Annotated in this window: 17 protein-coding genes; 9 read left to right on the forward strand and 8 right to left on the reverse strand. The window is 40.1% G+C overall.

Annotation, left to right across the window (positions count from 1 at the left end; genetic code table 11):
• Window positions 1-144: 144 nt before the first annotated feature.
• A complete protein-coding gene (locus ABXT60_RS08690) occupies window positions 145-1278 on the forward strand; it encodes a zinc ABC transporter substrate-binding protein (RefSeq protein WP_443629752.1) in 1134 nt (377 codons plus the stop codon).
• A gap of 328 nt (window positions 1279-1606) precedes the next feature.
• Here ABXT60_RS08690 and ectA read toward each other — a convergent pair whose 3' ends face one another.
• From ectA to ABXT60_RS08715, 5 genes are all read right to left on the reverse strand, one after another.
• Window positions 1607-2074: a diaminobutyrate acetyltransferase gene (gene ectA, locus ABXT60_RS08695; protein ID WP_443629753.1), complete on the reverse strand. Its 468-nt coding sequence runs from the start codon at window positions 2072-2074 to the stop codon at window positions 1607-1609.
• Window positions 2075-2372: 298 nt separating this feature from the next.
• A complete protein-coding gene (locus ABXT60_RS08700) occupies window positions 2373-2852 on the reverse strand; it encodes a DM13 domain-containing protein (RefSeq protein WP_443629754.1) in 480 nt (159 codons plus the stop codon).
• A 71-nt stretch (window positions 2853-2923) separates the two neighbouring features.
• Window positions 2924-3373 carry a GIY-YIG nuclease family protein gene (locus ABXT60_RS08705; protein ID WP_443629755.1) on the reverse strand — a complete coding sequence of 150 codons (450 nt, stop codon included), beginning with the start codon at window positions 3371-3373 and terminating at the stop codon, window positions 2924-2926.
• Window positions 3374-3791: 418 nt separating this feature from the next.
• The gene (locus ABXT60_RS08710) at window positions 3792-4178 is read right to left on the reverse strand and encodes a DUF2452 domain-containing protein (RefSeq protein ID WP_443629756.1); all 387 of its coding nucleotides are present in this window, start codon (window positions 4176-4178) and stop codon (window positions 3792-3794) included.
• A 167-nt stretch (window positions 4179-4345) separates the two neighbouring features.
• Window positions 4346-5254 carry a LysR family transcriptional regulator gene (locus ABXT60_RS08715; protein WP_443629757.1) on the reverse strand — a complete coding sequence of 303 codons (909 nt, stop codon included), beginning with the start codon at window positions 5252-5254 and terminating at the stop codon, window positions 4346-4348.
• A gap of 172 nt (window positions 5255-5426) precedes the next feature.
• On the opposite strand from ABXT60_RS08715, the gene ABXT60_RS08720 reads away from it, so the two are divergent.
• The 7 genes from ABXT60_RS08720 (at window position 5427) to ABXT60_RS08750 (ending at window position 12617) form a co-directional block, all read left to right on the forward strand.
• A complete protein-coding gene (locus ABXT60_RS08720) occupies window positions 5427-6284 on the forward strand; it encodes a creatininase (protein ID WP_443629758.1) in 858 nt (285 codons plus the stop codon).
• Window positions 6281-7426, forward strand: a complete 1146-nt coding sequence (locus tag ABXT60_RS08725; protein WP_443629759.1) for a polyamine ABC transporter substrate-binding protein — start codon at window positions 6281-6283, stop codon at window positions 7424-7426. Before ABXT60_RS08720 ends, ABXT60_RS08725 begins: the two co-directional genes overlap by 4 nt.
• Before the next feature lie 300 nt (window positions 7427-7726).
• Window positions 7727-8437, forward strand: coding sequence for an ABC transporter permease (locus tag ABXT60_RS08730; RefSeq protein ID WP_443629760.1), 711 nt, complete (start codon window positions 7727-7729; stop codon window positions 8435-8437).
• Window positions 8437-9237 (forward strand): ABC transporter permease, encoded by an 801-nt coding sequence (locus tag ABXT60_RS08735; RefSeq protein WP_443629761.1) that lies wholly within the window; start codon window positions 8437-8439, stop codon window positions 9235-9237. The genes ABXT60_RS08730 and ABXT60_RS08735 overlap by 1 nt, the downstream gene beginning before the upstream one ends.
• 13 nt (window positions 9238-9250) lie before the next feature.
• A complete protein-coding gene (locus ABXT60_RS08740; RefSeq protein ID WP_443629762.1) occupies window positions 9251-10351 on the forward strand; it encodes an ABC transporter ATP-binding protein in 1101 nt (366 codons plus the stop codon).
• A 49-nt stretch (window positions 10352-10400) separates the two neighbouring features.
• Window positions 10401-11615: an aminopeptidase P family protein gene (locus tag ABXT60_RS08745; protein WP_443629763.1), complete on the forward strand. Its 1215-nt coding sequence runs from the start codon at window positions 10401-10403 to the stop codon at window positions 11613-11615.
• Between the two features lie 372 nt (window positions 11616-11987).
• The gene (locus ABXT60_RS08750) at window positions 11988-12617 is read left to right on the forward strand and encodes a hypothetical protein (RefSeq protein ID WP_443629764.1); all 630 of its coding nucleotides are present in this window, start codon (window positions 11988-11990) and stop codon (window positions 12615-12617) included.
• Between the two features lie 111 nt (window positions 12618-12728).
• Here ABXT60_RS08750 and ABXT60_RS08755 read toward each other — a convergent pair whose 3' ends face one another.
• Window positions 12729-13394 carry a DUF3047 domain-containing protein gene (locus tag ABXT60_RS08755; protein WP_443629765.1) on the reverse strand — a complete coding sequence of 222 codons (666 nt, stop codon included), beginning with the start codon at window positions 13392-13394 and terminating at the stop codon, window positions 12729-12731.
• 499 nt (window positions 13395-13893) lie between these two features.
• Between ABXT60_RS08755 and ABXT60_RS08760 the strand changes: the two genes are divergently transcribed.
• Complete coding sequence (locus tag ABXT60_RS08760; RefSeq protein ID WP_443629766.1) at window positions 13894-14838, forward strand: DMT family transporter; 945 nt, start codon at window positions 13894-13896, stop codon at window positions 14836-14838.
• A gap of 1052 nt (window positions 14839-15890) precedes the next feature.
• On the opposite strand, the gene ABXT60_RS08765 is transcribed toward ABXT60_RS08760, so the two are convergent.
• Window positions 15891-16328 (reverse strand): opioid growth factor receptor-related protein, encoded by a 438-nt coding sequence (locus ABXT60_RS08765; protein ID WP_443629767.1) that lies wholly within the window; start codon window positions 16326-16328, stop codon window positions 15891-15893.
• A 141-nt stretch (window positions 16329-16469) separates the two neighbouring features.
• Complete coding sequence (locus tag ABXT60_RS08770) at window positions 16470-16937, reverse strand: DUF1643 domain-containing protein (protein WP_443632091.1); 468 nt, start codon at window positions 16935-16937, stop codon at window positions 16470-16472.
• Between the last annotated feature and the right edge of the window lie 173 nt (window positions 16938-17110).

Genomic DNA, 17110 nt, shown 5'->3' on the forward strand with positions numbered 1-17110 from the left:
ACGCTCAATTTAATTAGTCGCTTTGCATAAGCTAAAGGCAACATTTTTAGCGTTCGCAACATAATCTGCTTTTCAAAACATGTGTTATGTTATAACATTGCTTTAGTTCTGAAAACCCCTAGCTCTTAAAAGGTCTACAAAAACATGGAAAAATACCAAAAAATAACGGCCATCGTGTCTCTAGGCATGATGTCACTTGGCGTAAATGCTGCCCCAAATGTAGCGACTGATATCACCCCTGTTCACTCTCTTGTGTCACAAGTGATGGCGGGAGTGGGTACGCCAGATTTGCTAATCCAGTCTGGCGCCTCGCCACATAACTATTCACTGAGTCCCTCGGAAGCTGAAGCACTGCAGGAAGCTGACCTTGTGTTTTGGATAGGTGAAGGCCTAACACCCTGGCTGGAAAGATCCTTAGACAACCTTTCTCCCACTTCAACGAAAATTGAGTTGCTGGAGGCCCAGGGTACGACAACCTATGCGTTTAGAGAAGGTGCTACTTTCGGCGCTCATGAAGATGAAGATGACGGCCATGAAGACGAAGCTCATGAAGACGAGGCTCATGAAGACGAGGCTCATGAAGACGAGGCTCATGAAGACGAAGCCCATGAAGACGAAGCTCATGAAGACGAAGCCCATGAAGACGAAGCCCATGAAGACGAAGCTCATGAAGACGAAGCTCATGAAGACGAAGCTCATGAAGACGAAGCTCATGAAGACGAAGCTCATGAAGACGAGCATCATCATGACCATAGTGGAGTTGACCCCCATGCATGGTTAGACCCAGCTAATGGAAAGGTCTGGCTTGATGTAATTGCATCGGCTCTAGCAGAAAAAGATCCTGAAAATGCAAGCCAATATCTTGAAAATGCCGCCATTAGCAAAGCTAAAATTGATACAGCTACCCTTAGTATTGAAAACACTATTGCGCAGCTTCAAGATAAACAATTTATTGTTTTTCATGATGCTTACCAATATTTTGAAAAACGCTTTGGCATTATGGCAGCAGGATCTATCTCTATTTCAGATGCATCCAAGCCAAGCCCGGGACGTATTGCAGAGATCAGGCAACTTGTAGAAGATCTAAGCGTAAGCTGTGTGTTTACTGAACCTCAATATAACCCAGGTATTGTTAACGCTGTGTTTGGGGACACAGGTGTTAACACATCTGGAGTGATCGACCCACTAGGCTCAGGCTTAGTTACAGGCACCAACCTCTACTCTAATTTATTGATCGAGATTGCCAAAGGCCTACAATCATGCCTGGGTAAAAAATAGATATCACCAGTAGATTTAAAACGTGTTTAATGGGTAATTGAGTTAACCAATATTAAGCACACGTGAGGCACATAAAGAGACTGCAAGAAGAGCATCAGCAATTACTAAACAGTGAATAAAGTCACCGATTAATCGGCTTACGTACGCGCTAGCGCTTAACGATAGACTGATACAGCAATGATTTTATTTGCTTTGCTTAGCTTGCCTCTTTACTGCCTCGCAGCTACTGACTTTTCCTCTAGATTTGGCCTCATGCTGGTATAACATGACCCAACAATCTAGACTTAATAGCGAGTTAAGTTTTAGCGAATCAAAGGGCCTATTCTGGCTAACCATTCAGAGTTATATTCACTGTTAAAGTGGGTGCTGCTATCAAACAGCACAGAGCTAACAATGGGGCAGCAAACTGTTTCGAAAACCTGTTAAATAACGCCCATGAAGCTGTATTACATTGAGTAATTGTAGCCTCTACATGCGTGATATAAACAATGCCCTGCCGCTCTACCAACTGTTTAAGCATTCGGCTCGCAATTCCCATGCCTCGAGCTCTCTCACAAACAGCAACCTGCCAAACAAAGAGGGTTTCTGATGATCCTGGCTTAACGTAACCACTTATAAACCCAACAGTTTCGTCCTGATCCACAGCAATAATCGAGGTGTCTGAAAAATGGCTGCATTGCAGTAAATTGCTGTAAATGGAGTTGCTGTCTAATTCGGGAATTTGGTTAATGAGGTGGTGCACTGATGGGCCATCTTGCGAAATAGGTTTGCGTAAAATCACATCTAGTGGCTTCATTGTATTCCTAATTAATTGCATTGCTTTTAGCTAGCATTACTAAGTATGTGGGGGTAAATTATTACAGCCTTGCATCTGTGTGAGTCAACCTAGGTATGTCTTTTGCTTTTGTGAAAGGTTAGGGGCATTTAACTATAGCTAGCATGCCAAAAATCTCGCAGCTGGCTCCATAACTTACCAAATGGTTATTAAAAGCCAACGTCATTGGGGCTAAATCTTGTTACAAACGTCTTGTTGGTAACTTTGTGCTGGCTACCACAGCCGTATAATTCAGTAGGCTTTATCGGGTAATTTTTCACTACTCCTTATACTTAGCCGCGGTAATAAACTCACCAAAGGTTTCACACCAAACGACAACCGTGTTGTATGCTGCCAGGTCAATATTAGGGCTAACCTCTACTATAAAGTTGTCGAAGGTTTTCACCTCACCAATAAGCACCATAGTTCGCTTTAAGCGATTAAACTCTGCTTCTGTTTCCACAAACTCTGGGGACAAATAAAGCCTGTAGTCTGGGCCAGGCGCAAGCTTACCCATAAAGGCAATAGCATCTTTGCTAATAGTGACCCTGCCCTCACCCCAGTGAAATGTATCACTGCCTTCAAGATCTCTTATAAATACAGCTGAGTAGACAGGCTGAGTAGACGCTGCCTGAATTTCAATGACACTTGGCGCAGGTGGCGCAATAAGTATGGGTAACGCATAGATCCCAGCAGCAAAACCGAAAGCCACAGCCAATAGGTGAGTGATTATTAAAATGATAAACGTTTTTTTCTTCATTACTTTTGGTCCTAATGACCTAATTTCTGTTACCCACTATTGGAGTAAATCTGTTTAATAACCAGGCGCTATTACTTATTACCACCCTGTTCACCAAATGCAGGCTTCAAACTATCAGAAATGTCATCCTGTATTATTTGTATCACGTCCTTCGGTTCGTCATAGACTTTTATAGTGATTTGGTAATTTCCTTTAAACCAATGCTTTAGATGAAGAGCATGAGTTCCATGATAGCCATCACCAACGTGCTGCTGGAGCTGTTTTTTAACCCCAGTCGTGGAAGATCCGACGTACATGGTATTTGATGGAGAATTTAGTTTGACACACTTTCTCTCTTTCTTTTTTTTATACTGCGAGAAATCTTGGTAGGCTGCTGTGATGTCTCCTTCTAATTGCTCAATAATATAAACCGCATGGCTTATATGATCTAACTCAGCTAGATCTTTAAGGACAAACTCTCTGCGTGGAACAGCTAGTTTTGCAGCATTACAATTTTGAATTAACGTATCTATGTATCCCATTTGGTTCCTTTATCGCTAAAATTTGAATGGCTTATACAGTTTTAACACCTGAAGTTGTGGCCATTTATAGTACTTGGCCGTAAACACTGGTTTTATGTAAAACAAAGTAACTAGTGTGATTTAGTTATAGGCTAGAGCACACTAGACTTGTAACGAATGAGTACTCACATAGTAAGGTGATACTTAAGCCAAGTTCGATTAGACGTTAACAGTGAACCCTGCAAATGTGATCATTTTTGGAACAACGTTGTTATCTTAAACCACGCTATTTTTTGCTTACATTTAAACCCAAAAAAAACCTGCAATTGCAGGGTGCAGTGAGTGATGTATGCCATCACCAAGCAATAAATAATGGCGACTTATAGAGGCCAAGCAGGTTTAGCTAGTGCTCCATCGTTTACTGCGATAATCCCACCTATTAGTCGGATGATTCTTCCACTTTTTCCCAGGTATTATCGGAAGTAAACTTGAAGCTTCCTTTAAATGTCATTTGTGGCCATCTATGAGGTTCAATAATACTAAGGAACAACTTCTCATTATTAATATATAAACTATAAACTTTGCCCACAATAGGCAGGAAGCTATAGGTTGCGGTGTAAACTAGCTGTGTGTCCTCTGCCAGCTTCACAAGTTTAAAGTATTCTTCCTTTAGTTCGTCAAACTTTGTTTCAAAGTAATGTGTCGCTGTAATGCCACGCTCTTTTTTGTGCTTTAGTACATCTGGAACAGTAAACGCAGGCGCGCCCACATTAGTTGGGTACGGCAGTGTAGCTGCAAAATCTGTTACGTTGTCTGGTTTCTTCATTAATTTAGCCTAACCGTATAATATTATTGCTATTATAAAATATAAAAAGCCAGATTGCACAACCGAAAAGGGTTTATTTATATAGGTAACGCGTTAAAACGCAGGGGCAAAAAACGCTAATTTCAGAGATTACCTACTCAAAAACATAGCATCTCAACCTATAATAGTTACCAACGCCAGGAATCCTGCTTGAGAAAATCTATGAACTGCTGCTGAATTAAGCTTAAACGCTTATTGCTATTCCAGACCACACCTAAGTTCATAGTAGGTATAGGTTCCTCAATCTGTTTTGACAAAATTCTTGTGCCATCAAGAGACCAAGGGCGGTAAAGTAAATTAGATAATATAGCGACGCCTCGTTCCCTCGCTATAAACCCACGAACTGCCTCTACCGATTGAGTTTTTATTCTAACGTTGGGCTTCAATGCAAACCTCTTCCAAAATTGGTTTGTATTTGCTTCTGCCTCGTCACTATTAAGCATAATATAAGATTCCTTTGCTATTTCAGCAAGCGGTACTTTGTCCATTTTCGCAAATCGGTGGCTTTCGGCGCACCAAAGAGTTCTCTCTGACCGAAAAAGCATCGCCACTTCAAGACCTTCGGAAACCTTAATATTTGAGGTTATCATAAACGCAATATCTATTTCTTCAGCGCGTAACTGCCTCTCCAAATCATCCCTAGAATTTTCTACAATGTTAACCTGAACCTTTGGGTATATTTTTTCAAATTGTCCCAAAGGAATAGGCAAAAAATAGCCCACCACAGAGACGGAAGCTCCCAAAATAAATCGCCCTTCAATATTTTTCTTTTGATTCTGAAATACGAAAATCGAATCATCCACCATATTTAAAATTCTATGAGCACTGTCTAAAAAACGGTACCCATCATAGGTTAAAGACACCCCTGACCTATGCCTCTCAAAAAGAGTAGTGCCAAGTATGCCTTCCAGACTTTTGATAGCGTCGGCAACTGCAGACGGGCTCATATGGACTTTTTCTGCTGCTAATTGAATTTTTTTAGTTTCTGCAGCAGCAATAAAATAACGTAAATGACGAAGATTAAGCGAACTATTCATGGGAACCCTCTTACGTATAAACGTATACATTCCAATAACTAACAACAAAAATACAGTTGAATAACATTAGATCACAGAAAAACCGTGGCCTATGAATCAAAAATACCATTTTATTAACAGCGTTTCTATGATTTAGAATAATTTATTAGAAAAACAAAAGTAGGATAAAAATATGGTTTCTATGGCAGAGCTTGATTGGGTCACTTATCAAAAAACAGTATCTAAAGGTAAAGCAATAATCTTTTTACCTATTGGCGCGCTTGAGCAACATGGCCCTCACATGTCTATGAACCCTGATGTTCTTATCCCAACAGCTATTTCTGAAGCAGTAGCCAGACGACTTAATAATGCCATGGTGGCCCCACCCATTGCTTATGGATACAAGTCACAACAGCAGTCTGGTGGCGGCAATCATATGTCAGGAACCACCAGTTTAGATGGTGAAACGCTGATGTATACAGTTAGAGACATTATTAAGGAGCTAGCACGACATGGCAGCCGAAAGATTGTGATGATGAATGGTCATTATGAAAATTCGATGTTTATTGTTGAAGGCATCGATCTTGCTATTCGAGAATTACGCTGGGATGGGATTACTGATATGAATGTGATGATTCTATCTTATTGGGATTTTGTTGAAGATCCCACAATAGAACTCCTTTATCCCGATGGCTTTACTGGTTGGGATTTGGAACACGGTGGTGTTTTAGAAACATCTTTAATGTTGCACCTCTATCCCCATTTGGTTGATATCAACAAAATTGTTGACCACCCTCCCGCTAAATTTCCTCCATATGACATGTTCCCTGTAAATCCTGAGTTAACGCCTCCTTCTGGTACTTTATCGTCTGCCAAAAATGCCAGTAAAGAAAAAGGAGAAATATTAATGAAGGTTTGTGTTGAAGGTATTTCACTTTCAGTTAAGAACGTATTCGAAGTTGATTATCTTAAGTCTGTTACCAAAAAAAACAGCTTAACAATTCCTATTTACGTTCCCCCTAAAAACCAGAGAAAGGAAGTAGAATTATGAGTGACCAAAATAAATCTAATAAAGCGTCAAGAAGAAAGTTTATAAAACAGACTGGCGTTATTGCCACTGCACTGTCTTTGCCTAGTATATTGACCTCAGGAAAAGCACTAGGCGCTCCTACTGAGATCAATATGCTTGCGTGGTATGGCCATGGCGAAGCAGACATCGTTGCTGAGTTTGAAGCCATGCATAATGTCAAATTTAAGCCAAAGTACTACGCTGGTGGCGATAACATGCTTGCCCTAATCGCCCAGTCACCACCTGGAACATATGACTTAATCTTGTCAGATGGGGAGTTTGTCCAGCAACTAGACAAAGCGGGTCATATTCAACAGCTTAATCCTAGTGACTATCCATTTGATGATTTTATTCATGATGATTTCAAAAAATTCCCAGGTCACTGGCGTGATGGAAACCTTTACTCAGCAATGATCCGATTTGGCTTCCTTGGCGTTTCATATAATCGTAACGCTATCTCAGAAAAAGAAGCGATGAGCTATAACTGTTTCTGGAATAAAAACCTTAAAGGTAAGGTCGGTCACTTTGATTGGCATCTACCCAATCTTGGAACAGCTAGCCTCCATGATGGAAACATTCCTAGTCCATTCAACTTAGACTCTATTCAGTGGGGAAAAGTGCAGGAAACAATGATGAGTCTGCGGTCACAGTCAGGTGGTTTCTTTGATTATGGTGGCTCATTTAACTCTCTAAAGAATGGTGAGATGTTAGCAATGTGTGGCATAGGTGATTGGATTACGGGCGCGCTTGAAAGGGATGGTGCACCCGTTACTTCAGTAGTGCCAGAAGAAGGTGGGCTGCAATGGACCGAGTCATATTGTATCGGCAAAGGCTCTAAAAAAGCTGCAATTGCAAATGAGTTTATCCGTTATTTACTTTCACCTAAAGGACAGGTCAAGTCTGCATCGATGGCTGCTTACCCAGCCTTTTGTGTGACTAATGCCGGACAAGCGGCGTTAAGAAAAGACAACATGTTTGAAGCACAGCGCACAGGGCAAATTGAAGGTGCCAGTAACAACCCAATAAAATTAATTAATGACGGTCGTATTCACTACAGGGATATCCCAGTTCAGCAAAGTCTCGAAGACTGGAATGACTTTTGGTCTGAATACAAGAGCTCTTAATTGACAGCTAGTCATCATTAATAATGATTGCATTCTCCAACTGCTTAATTATTTAAATGATGACTAGCTCCCTATATTTTGGATCAACATCCTAAGTGTTGGTCCAATTTTCATTTATTAAGTAGAGGTATAAAAAATGTTACAGGCTGGACCAGGATGATATTTTCAAATTGGCTTAGACGTATAGATGGGTACGCATTAACTTGGCGCCTACCTGTTATCATCTGGCAGGTGTTGTTTTTCCTCGCACCACTTGTTTTTATGATTGCCATGTCATTTTTTCTAGTTAAGAATTACCAAATGAAAGAAGCATTTGAATTCGTTAACTGGGTTAAGATTTTTTCCAAGGGCTATTTTTGGAGTAGCTATGGACTGTCATTTGGATTGGCTTTCTTAGCCACTATAACTGCAACCTGCATAGCCTTTCCAGCATCATATTGCCTAGCATTCAAACTATCTGAAACAGCTCGTCGCTGGGCTATTTTCTTTTTAATTATCCCATTTTTTACTAGTTACTTGGTGCGCACTTTTTCTTGGTACGTCCTGCTGGCAGAGTCTGGTGTTATCAATAATATCATTGGATATTTGGGTATTGGGCCCATTAAAATGTTAAATACAATGTTTGGCACAATGATTGGCTATCTGACCCTAACTCTGCCTCTAGTGATTATTTTGCAAACACTATCAATGGCAAGTATCGATAAAAATTTAATTGAGGCATCCCATAACTTAGGTGCAGGAAGGGTCCGTGCTATTTTTTCAGTCATTATTCCATCTGCTCGCATAGGCCTTATTATTGGCGCCCTATTCTGCTTTATTCTAAGCTTTGGCGACTTTGTCAGTCCCTATTATCTCGGCGGATCGAATCCGCCTACACTTCCCATATTAATTATTGATACCACAAAATCAGGACAACAGTGGCCCCGGGCAGCAGTAATTGCAACCATAATGATGGTGACATTAATGTTGGTTGCACTCAGTGCAATTAAAATTGCATACAAGAAGAGATAATGATGATGGTAAATGACAAATCAATTGTATGGATATTAAAGATCTATTTACTGATCATTTTCGTATTTATATTTATGCCAATTATCACCAGCGTGGTGTTTTCATTCAATTCTGATCGATTCCCATCACTGCCATTGGGGCACTTTACTTGGAATTGGTATGACAAAGTTTATTATGATTCAGAAACCTGGGATGCAATCAGAACGAGTATTATTGTAGCGTTATCAGCCTCTGTATTGGCGACCATTATTGGTTTTTGTACCGCCTATACAGATTTTCGTTATAGCTTCAGATTCAAAAATGCATATTTAGCATTAGCATTGTTACCTCCAACTATTCCACTAATAATACTCGCTTTAGCAATGCTGGCCTGGTTCTCCAAGCTTGGTATTTCTGGGCAAATATGGGCCCTAATTATCGCACATACAGTATTGGGTGCGCCTTTTGCTATGGCTATTATTCGTCTTCGTCTTCAGCAAATGGACAAAGACTTAGAATCAGCTGCGTGGAATTTAGGCGCCTCCGAATGGGCTACGATGAGACACGTTATTATTCCATTTGCTTTGCCATCAATAATTTCTGCACTATGCCTAACCATGGCGGTGTCATTTGATGAGTTTGCAATTGCCTGGTTTGTATCTGGTTTAAATAAGTCTGTTCCTGTTGTTATTCTTGAAATATTACAGGGGAATGTTGACCCCCAAATCAACGCTATTGGGTCTTTTGTATTTGCAACCACAATGACTCTCGTTGTCATTGCGCAACTATTCCTTTTCACTAAAAAACCGAATAACCATTAAATTGAGATTACACATGAATGAAGGTCAGATAGTCCTTGAGAACGTAACAAAAAACTTTGGTGGCTCAGTTGCGGTAGAACCCATTAATTTTGAAATTAAAGCTGGTGAATTTCTCGCTATTATGGGGTCCAGTGGTTGTGGAAAAACAACAACATTGCGAATGCTGGCTGGACTCGAAACACCTTCAAGTGGCGAGATAAGACTGAATGGCGAGCGTATGAATGAACTAAAAGCCCATGAAAGAGAAACGCCTTTGGTCTGGCAAACGTTAGCCCTATTCCCTTTTTTAAATGTTATTGAAAATGTAGAGTTTGGGCTTAAGATGCGTGGGGTAGAAAAACCTGAGCGAACTGAGAGAGCTTTAAAATGGCTTAAGCGTATGGAAATTGAGCAGTTTGCAAATCGTTCAATAGACCAACTATCCGGTGGCCAGCGCCAAAGGGTGGCACTAGCCCGTGCATTGGTGACTGAACCACCAGTGCTCCTTTTAGATGAACCTTTAAGTGCTCTTGACGCCAATTTAGTCGTACGTATGCAGAGTGTATTGACTCGGCTCCAAAAGGAACTTGGCATTACTTTTGTCTATGTTACTCATAGCCAGTCTGAAGCTTTTGCAATGGCTGATAGAGTGGTGATTATGAGCGCCGGTGTTATCGAGCAAATCGGGTCACCACGTGAAATTTATCGAAGCCCAGCCAGCCGTTTTGTGGCCGAGTTTGTCGGCACAAATAATATAATCAGTGGCAATATTAAAGAGATAAAAGGAAACACGATGATCTGTAACACCGCCTTTGGGACAATAGAGTCTAAACAGGAAGATAGAAATACTAGACACCAAAAAGGAAACGATGTTGAGCTCGTTATTAGTGCAGATATGATTGAATTATCACAAGAACATACATTCTCTGAAAACGAAATCCAATTACAATTTGTTGCTGAAGAATTTACTGGTTCAGTGGTCACCCTGTATTTTGAAGATGCCAATAAAAATGAACTAATAGTACAAAAGCAGCAACGTGAAATAGAACCGTTAGAATTGACTTATGGTTGCCAAATATTTGCCCACTGGAACCCTATAAATGTTTTCTGCTTACCTGATGTCAAAACAGAATAATTATTTTGAAATTATTCTTTAATACCAATGTGAATATAGGAGTTGTTATATGAGACGTATAGAAAGACCACAAGCCATCAATTTTGAAAATGGCATTAAAGATAAACCCACTTTTTCTCCTGCTGAAATGGCAAGTCGTAATGCCAAATTGCGAGCCCATTTATCAGCAGACAATCTTGATGCTGCCGTTTTTTCATCTATCCACAATATTAATTATTTTGCTGATTTTGTGTATTGTTCATTTGGCCGTCCCTATGCTTTAGTTGTTACTCATGAAGCGCATACAACTGTAACGGCAAATATTGACGGAGGCCAACCCTGGCGACAAAGCTATGATGACAACATTGTTTATACTGACTGGGAAAAAGATAATTATTTTCGAGCGCTGAAAAAATTGGTGCCAGGAAAAGCTAGAGTTGGCATTGAGTATGATCATATAACTTTGGAACGACGACAGAAGCTATCAGAATTCATGCCAGATGCGGAGTTTGTAGACATTGGTGTGGCCACAATGAAGATACGCATGATCAAATCGGCTGAAGAACATGCGGTAATTAGGCAAGGTGCTCGAATATCTGATATTGGAGGTGCCGCGTGCGTTGAGGCAATTTCTGAAGGCGCCCCAGAATATGAAGTGGCACTTCACTCTACACAAGCTATGGTTCGAGCAATTGCCAATACCTATCCACATACAGAGCTAATGGATTCTTGGACCTGGTTTCAGTCTGGCATTAACACAGATGGTGCTCACAACCCTGTCACCACCAGAAGAGTAAGAAAAGGCGATATATTAAGTGTGAACTGCTTTTCAATGATATCAGGGTATTATCAGGCACTAGAACGCACAATGTTTTACCACTCAGCAACAAAGCGTGAAATAGAGCTCTGGGAAATAAATTGTGAAGTTCACAAGAAAGGTTTAACACTAATTAAACCTGGGGCAGTTTGCAGTGAAATCGCCGCCGAGCTTAACGAAATATTCTTAACACACGATTTACTCCAATATCGCACGTTTGGGTATGGACATTCTTTTGGTTCGCTATCTCATTATTATGGTCGTGAAGCTGGGCTTGAATTACGAGAAGATATCGATACTGTTATAGAACCCGGTATGGTTGTATCCATTGAGCCTATGATCACACTGCCAGAGGGTATGAGTGGCGCAGGGGGTTATCGCGAACACGACATATTAATAGTCGGTGAAAGCAGTGCTGAAAATATTACACATTTTCCGTTTGGCCCAGAACACAATATCATCAAGTAGCCCTTATTAACGTTATCCCCTAGCACGACGAAAGATAACGTTATTTAAAATTCTCATCGGTTGGCAGTGGCTGCTAACTGAGTATATTTGATATTTGTTAGAACACTTAAATGCAAAATTTTATTTTGATAATAACCAAGTTGGCTAAACCTAGCCTTATAGTAAGCATGGGTTTGGCTTTATTGTACGCTGATAATTCTTTCAGAACGCCTTAGTTTTAGAAACAACTTTGGAGCAGACTTGAGTATTTATTATCTGCTACCTAAATAGCACTGGCCACATAAAAGGACATCAATAATCAAGCATCTCTATTTCATATCAAAAATACTCAAATCGATTCGATGGGTCACCTTCCTGTTTATCGTTTTGCCTATGATGCTATCAACACTAGCTGTTGCAGACGTAAGAGTTAATCGCTTTTTCTCTTTCCTTATGTTTGCATCATCACCGCTTATTGCAGATGAACGAATAGATCAAATTATCTCTAAAGAAGTAAAGCAACAGATCGTGGCTGATATATCTATTGATAAAAAAACGCTTGAAACCTATGAACAAGATGCTAGAGATTATTATCATGATGAAATATTCCCTCGAATAACCAACCTAGAGCACCATATTTTGGGGTCGGCCATCAATATGATTTCACCAAAGGCCTATGTTATTTGGACTGAAGGAGTTGCCCCAGGCGCACGGGGTGGAAACGAATTTTTATATGTTATTTCTACAAGAGCCAGTAGGCCTAAAATAGTATACTCTGCAAAGCTTAACCCCAAACCCTCTAGCACAGAGGGGGGGTATCGTGATTCTCTCTATTGGTCTAAACCTAATAACAGCTGTGGAGAAAATAACTTTATTAGCAGCATTCTTCAGTACAGTACTAATGATGAGCCTGGAAGTAAATTTGTACAAACTTACATGGAATATGACCAGCACGATAATACTTACGGAATAAGCGTCTCAACTTCACCAGTGCTTTTTTCAAAACCCGCCTGTATGGATTAGTTTTATGACAAGAGGTTGATTCAATTTAAAGCGTCAGCCCAGTCAGGTTAGGTAGCCATCTAACCATTACATTACATACCCATATTTAGTACTTAAGCATTTACACAAAGGCTACGTGCCACTAAACACAATATCGCCATAATAAGATTCTGCCAACTTTTTACTATTGTCTGTGTCAGTCATAATGGCGATTACATCAATGTATTGATACGCTTTTAAGTTAGCACGCTCACTGCCTTTGTCACCAAAAACGTCAATTAAGTCTTGGTATAGATTACGTTTTTCTTGGTACCACTGGCCAATTTTAGATTCGGTGCCTCTAACTGACATCATTTTTACACTAGAGCCTGCAAAAGCGTTGTTCCACACCATGCCGGCACTTTGATTACTAGACCAAACATAGTTTAATGATTTGGTTTTCCAAACCAGTAAACCACCATCAATAACCAAATAAATCCTAGCCGCAAAGTCATCGCCATTTTTACTGCGCTCGTCTAATTCAAGCAACTTATTTTCTACTAACCAACTCCAGCTTAAGTAAGGTGTTTTATTAAGGTCGACCTTCTGTTTTAACACTAACCCAGAGGCCGACTGATCACTTAGCGCTTGCAGTGCCAGGCGCCCTTTATGGTGGCCTATGGTATAGGTTGATTCACCTGAAAACACTTTAGGTGCCCAAAATTGGATGCCATTGTCTTGTAACTGAGTAATGTTGTTTGAAGCACCCACCTGAGAAGCCACCACAAGGCTAAGCAGTAAAAAAAAGTCTCGTAACATTGCTTACTCCTAAGTACTTAATACCCTATTCATCCAACCTTCCTAAACCGCACTCTAACCCAACTACTTTTTTAACAAAACCTCAGGTTAGGTCGGCTATAAGTCATATATCATTAGTAGTAGCATCTTCCACAATTGACCCTCAGGCCATGGTATTTGGTTTACGTGTTACATTTCTGAATACCCTGCGTAAGTTTCTGCTACTAAGCCAACTTAGTTTGAGGGCATTATCTAATACCACTGGTTGGAAATTCATCCTTTTAGTGATGATTAATGGGTTTTTCTTGGCCTCTGACTTAAATTGGCTTCACACTGGGGTATTGTCAGTTTACCAATTGGTGCTATTCTTGCCCAGCTGTTTTGAACAATTTCTACGGCGCTTTGGCTTCATTAAGGTTTAAAAGAAATACGCAGTCTAGGTCTACGTTTTGCGGCATGTGTGCTAGTTCTGAATGATCGTTTTAATAGTGTGTTCAGTATTTTTTAAAAAAGGTGACTTGTGTTGTTAGAAAAATTTACCCCTGCGACCCGCGGAGCACTGCTGCTTATTACTGGCATCTCTATTTTTGGTTTTTCTGATAATTTAACTATGCTTGTTTCTGACCAGGTAAGCGTGGGGCAATTTCACTTTAGCCGCTCACTCATCGCCATGTTTATGGTCTTCGGGCTTGGCAGAGTGTTTGGGCTTTCCGTTATCCCAAAATACTGGAAACCCATACTTATAAGAACATTTTTTATGGTGACATCAATGCTTCTTTATTTTGGTGTCATGCCCATGATGCCCATCGCAGAAGCAGGCGCAGGCCTTTTCACTTCACCTATTTTTGTTTTAATATTTTCATCCATTTTTTTTAAAGAGCGCATTGGTTGGCGCAGGATAGTTGCTGTGATTTTGGGAAGCTGTGGTGTTTTATTGGTGTTGCAGCCAGGTGCCAATGGATTCACTTTTTATCAGATAATGCCCATTATGGCAGGTGCATGCTATGCACTGGGTTCAATAATCACTTATCGTTACCTGCGTGAAGAAAGCCCGTTAGCCATTCTTATGAGTTTTATAGTAAGTATAGGGTTATGTGGGTTTTTAATGACCACAGTGCTAACCGTTTTCCCTATTGCACCTGATTTGGTAGAACAGGCTCCGTTTCTTTTTAAGGGTTGGCAAAGTGTTGACGGCTCATTTTGGCTTTGGATGCTTATCATCGCCGTTTTAGCGACAACTGCGTTATCTTTAATGACCCGCGCATACCAATTAGCCCAAACAAGCTATGCCGCAATTTTCGAATATGCGTATCTAATTTCGGTTGGGCTGTTCAGTTGGCTATTCTGGGGCATTGTCCCCAATTACTTGAGTGTTATCGGAATTTTTCTGATTATTTTTGCTGGGGTTATTATTGTACTGGCACCCCAAAAGCCCATCGAAGAGCCGCTGTATACTGCCGTTTAAATGCATCAAAACGATGTATGACCTGATACGTAGAAATTGTCCAGTGATCAGCTTACTTGACTACTACGGTATTACTTCTTAGTCAGCTTTACTAAAATCGGGTCACCATCTTTTCATATGCCAAGGCCCACTTTTTGATGAATGTTACCAAAGATCGTTGTCTGGGCAGATCTACACACTAAATCAAACAAACCCAACGGCCCTTTAAAGATAAAATTGCCATCACCACTCATTATGAATTTTAATTTTTTATGTAGGTCTGGGATGGGGAACGCCAACCGATCAACTTTATCAAAGACCAACCCATCCTCATTAATTGTAATCTAGTCCGTTGCCCTTTTTTTATACCCATCACTTGAGCCTATGTTGATGATAAACCAAGCTAATCGGTAGCTTGCATATAGCTCACTCTTAGAAGTATTGTCATCTACGCTAGTTACATTGTTCAAAAAAACTTCAATAGATACTTCCACCTTCATATTCTTTGTCATTAGCTTAGCGATACGTTTTTGTAGACCACTACTAATACTAAAAAATCACTTGGCAAATATACGAGATCGCTAGGGTCTGGGTTGGCTTTTTGCAAATGCAGGTTACACTATCGAAAGCATTAACGAGGTAGCTACTGCCACGAACAACCAGGCGCAATCGACGATAAGGGAACTATTCGATTTTTAGCATAATACCTAGGCACTAGGCACTAAGTAGTTTGATCAGCCCAAATAATCAGACTTAATAAGGACTTAAGTTACAGACACAAAAAAGTCGGTCAAACTATTAAGCTTGTAACCGGCTAATTTATAACGATTTATTGGTGGAGCCTAACTCTATTGAATAGGCAAGATAAGCCTATGTTTTTTATATATAAAATATTTTTAATATATATAAATACCCCCAAATATACCCCCAAAAATAATTTCCACAATAAATTAAAATCTAGATAAATAGAATTGCGTACTTCAGTAATTGATAACATTTTATTCATATTCATCTACCCTTGTTTAAGGTTTATAAAAGAATCTATTTAGCTTTATACTGGCACTTACCTTGTCTTATATCTTCTTCCAAAAAGCTACAACACCTGGAATATTAGCAACATCATCACCCAAAATCTCTAAAACACTATTACGAAAATTATCAGCCTCTTCATCACTTACGAGCAGTTTCAGACATTCAATGGCCCGCCCAATGCGCTTTTGATTGTGGTCTTTTGGCTTTGTCCAATAGCGGTTGCGCTGTAAGAAGCCTAAGAACCAATGTGCTGATTTAACTAAGTTCTTCTTTGCTCGCACCGAAGCCCGAATATCATCAATTTCACCAGGTTCTAGAACAGGTGCCAAGAGACTGTGCTCACTAGGCGTGCGTAAAGGAAAGATCCACTGTAATGTGTCGTGATCCTGCTCGATTTCCTTATCTGCCATAGCCCAAAGATCAGCTAGGGTACTATCTTTTGGACCTTCTATTTTTCCTTCAAGAAACCAAACCATCATAAAAAATTCTCCATTTTTTAAAATATTTATTGAAGGCAGATAGTTGCTTTTTTAATACTTACTTACGGCTAAAATCTTTAATAACAAACGCCGACATAAGGTTTATAAGCATACTCGCCATTTCTACACATTCTGGGTTACTTACTTGTTAAATATCATTGGTGTAGGAACCAAGCTGCTTCTCAGATATAAAGGGTGCGCTGGCTCACCCGATTTATTCATTTTAATATAGTGCAGATTTGGCAGCATTGCCTTTATAGCAATTGATCTGCCGAGATGACTTCCATCATTGCCCCATGCAGCAACAACAATGCCAGCATCCTTTGAAAGCTTGGAAAGCCAGCTATCATTTTCTAAACCGACCGGATCACTTGATGCCATCATGTCACTTGGCTTAGTAGCACGGAATGCGAATAGGTTTGCCATACAGAGACCACCATAGCCCCAATATTTTGCAAATTTGATACATCGAGTGAGTGTTGGGTCGTCCTTAGTTTCATCAGCAGTTGATGGGTTTAATCCAACTATCATCACATATGGTTTAGAATCGTCCCATGTGCGCCAGAGTGCATACCTATACTTCCTGCAGTCTGACAGTTTTGCGTCCATTTTCAAATTCTGTTCCTTGAGTAGTTAACCTGCTCTATTAATCACTTTCCAACCGAGCTGCGATGTCTAGACAATCGCAATATTCGTCCAATAAATTAGTTAAAGTTTAACGCTTTACTGACTTTAAAACTGGGACCTCTAGCGCCTAGATTCCTCGCGTCCCACAACTTATT

Origin of the sequence: Candidatus Njordibacter sp. Uisw_056 (assembly GCF_047730085.1) — a bacterium.
Classification (GTDB): Bacteria; Pseudomonadota; Gammaproteobacteria; order Pseudomonadales; family Balneatricaceae; genus Njordibacter.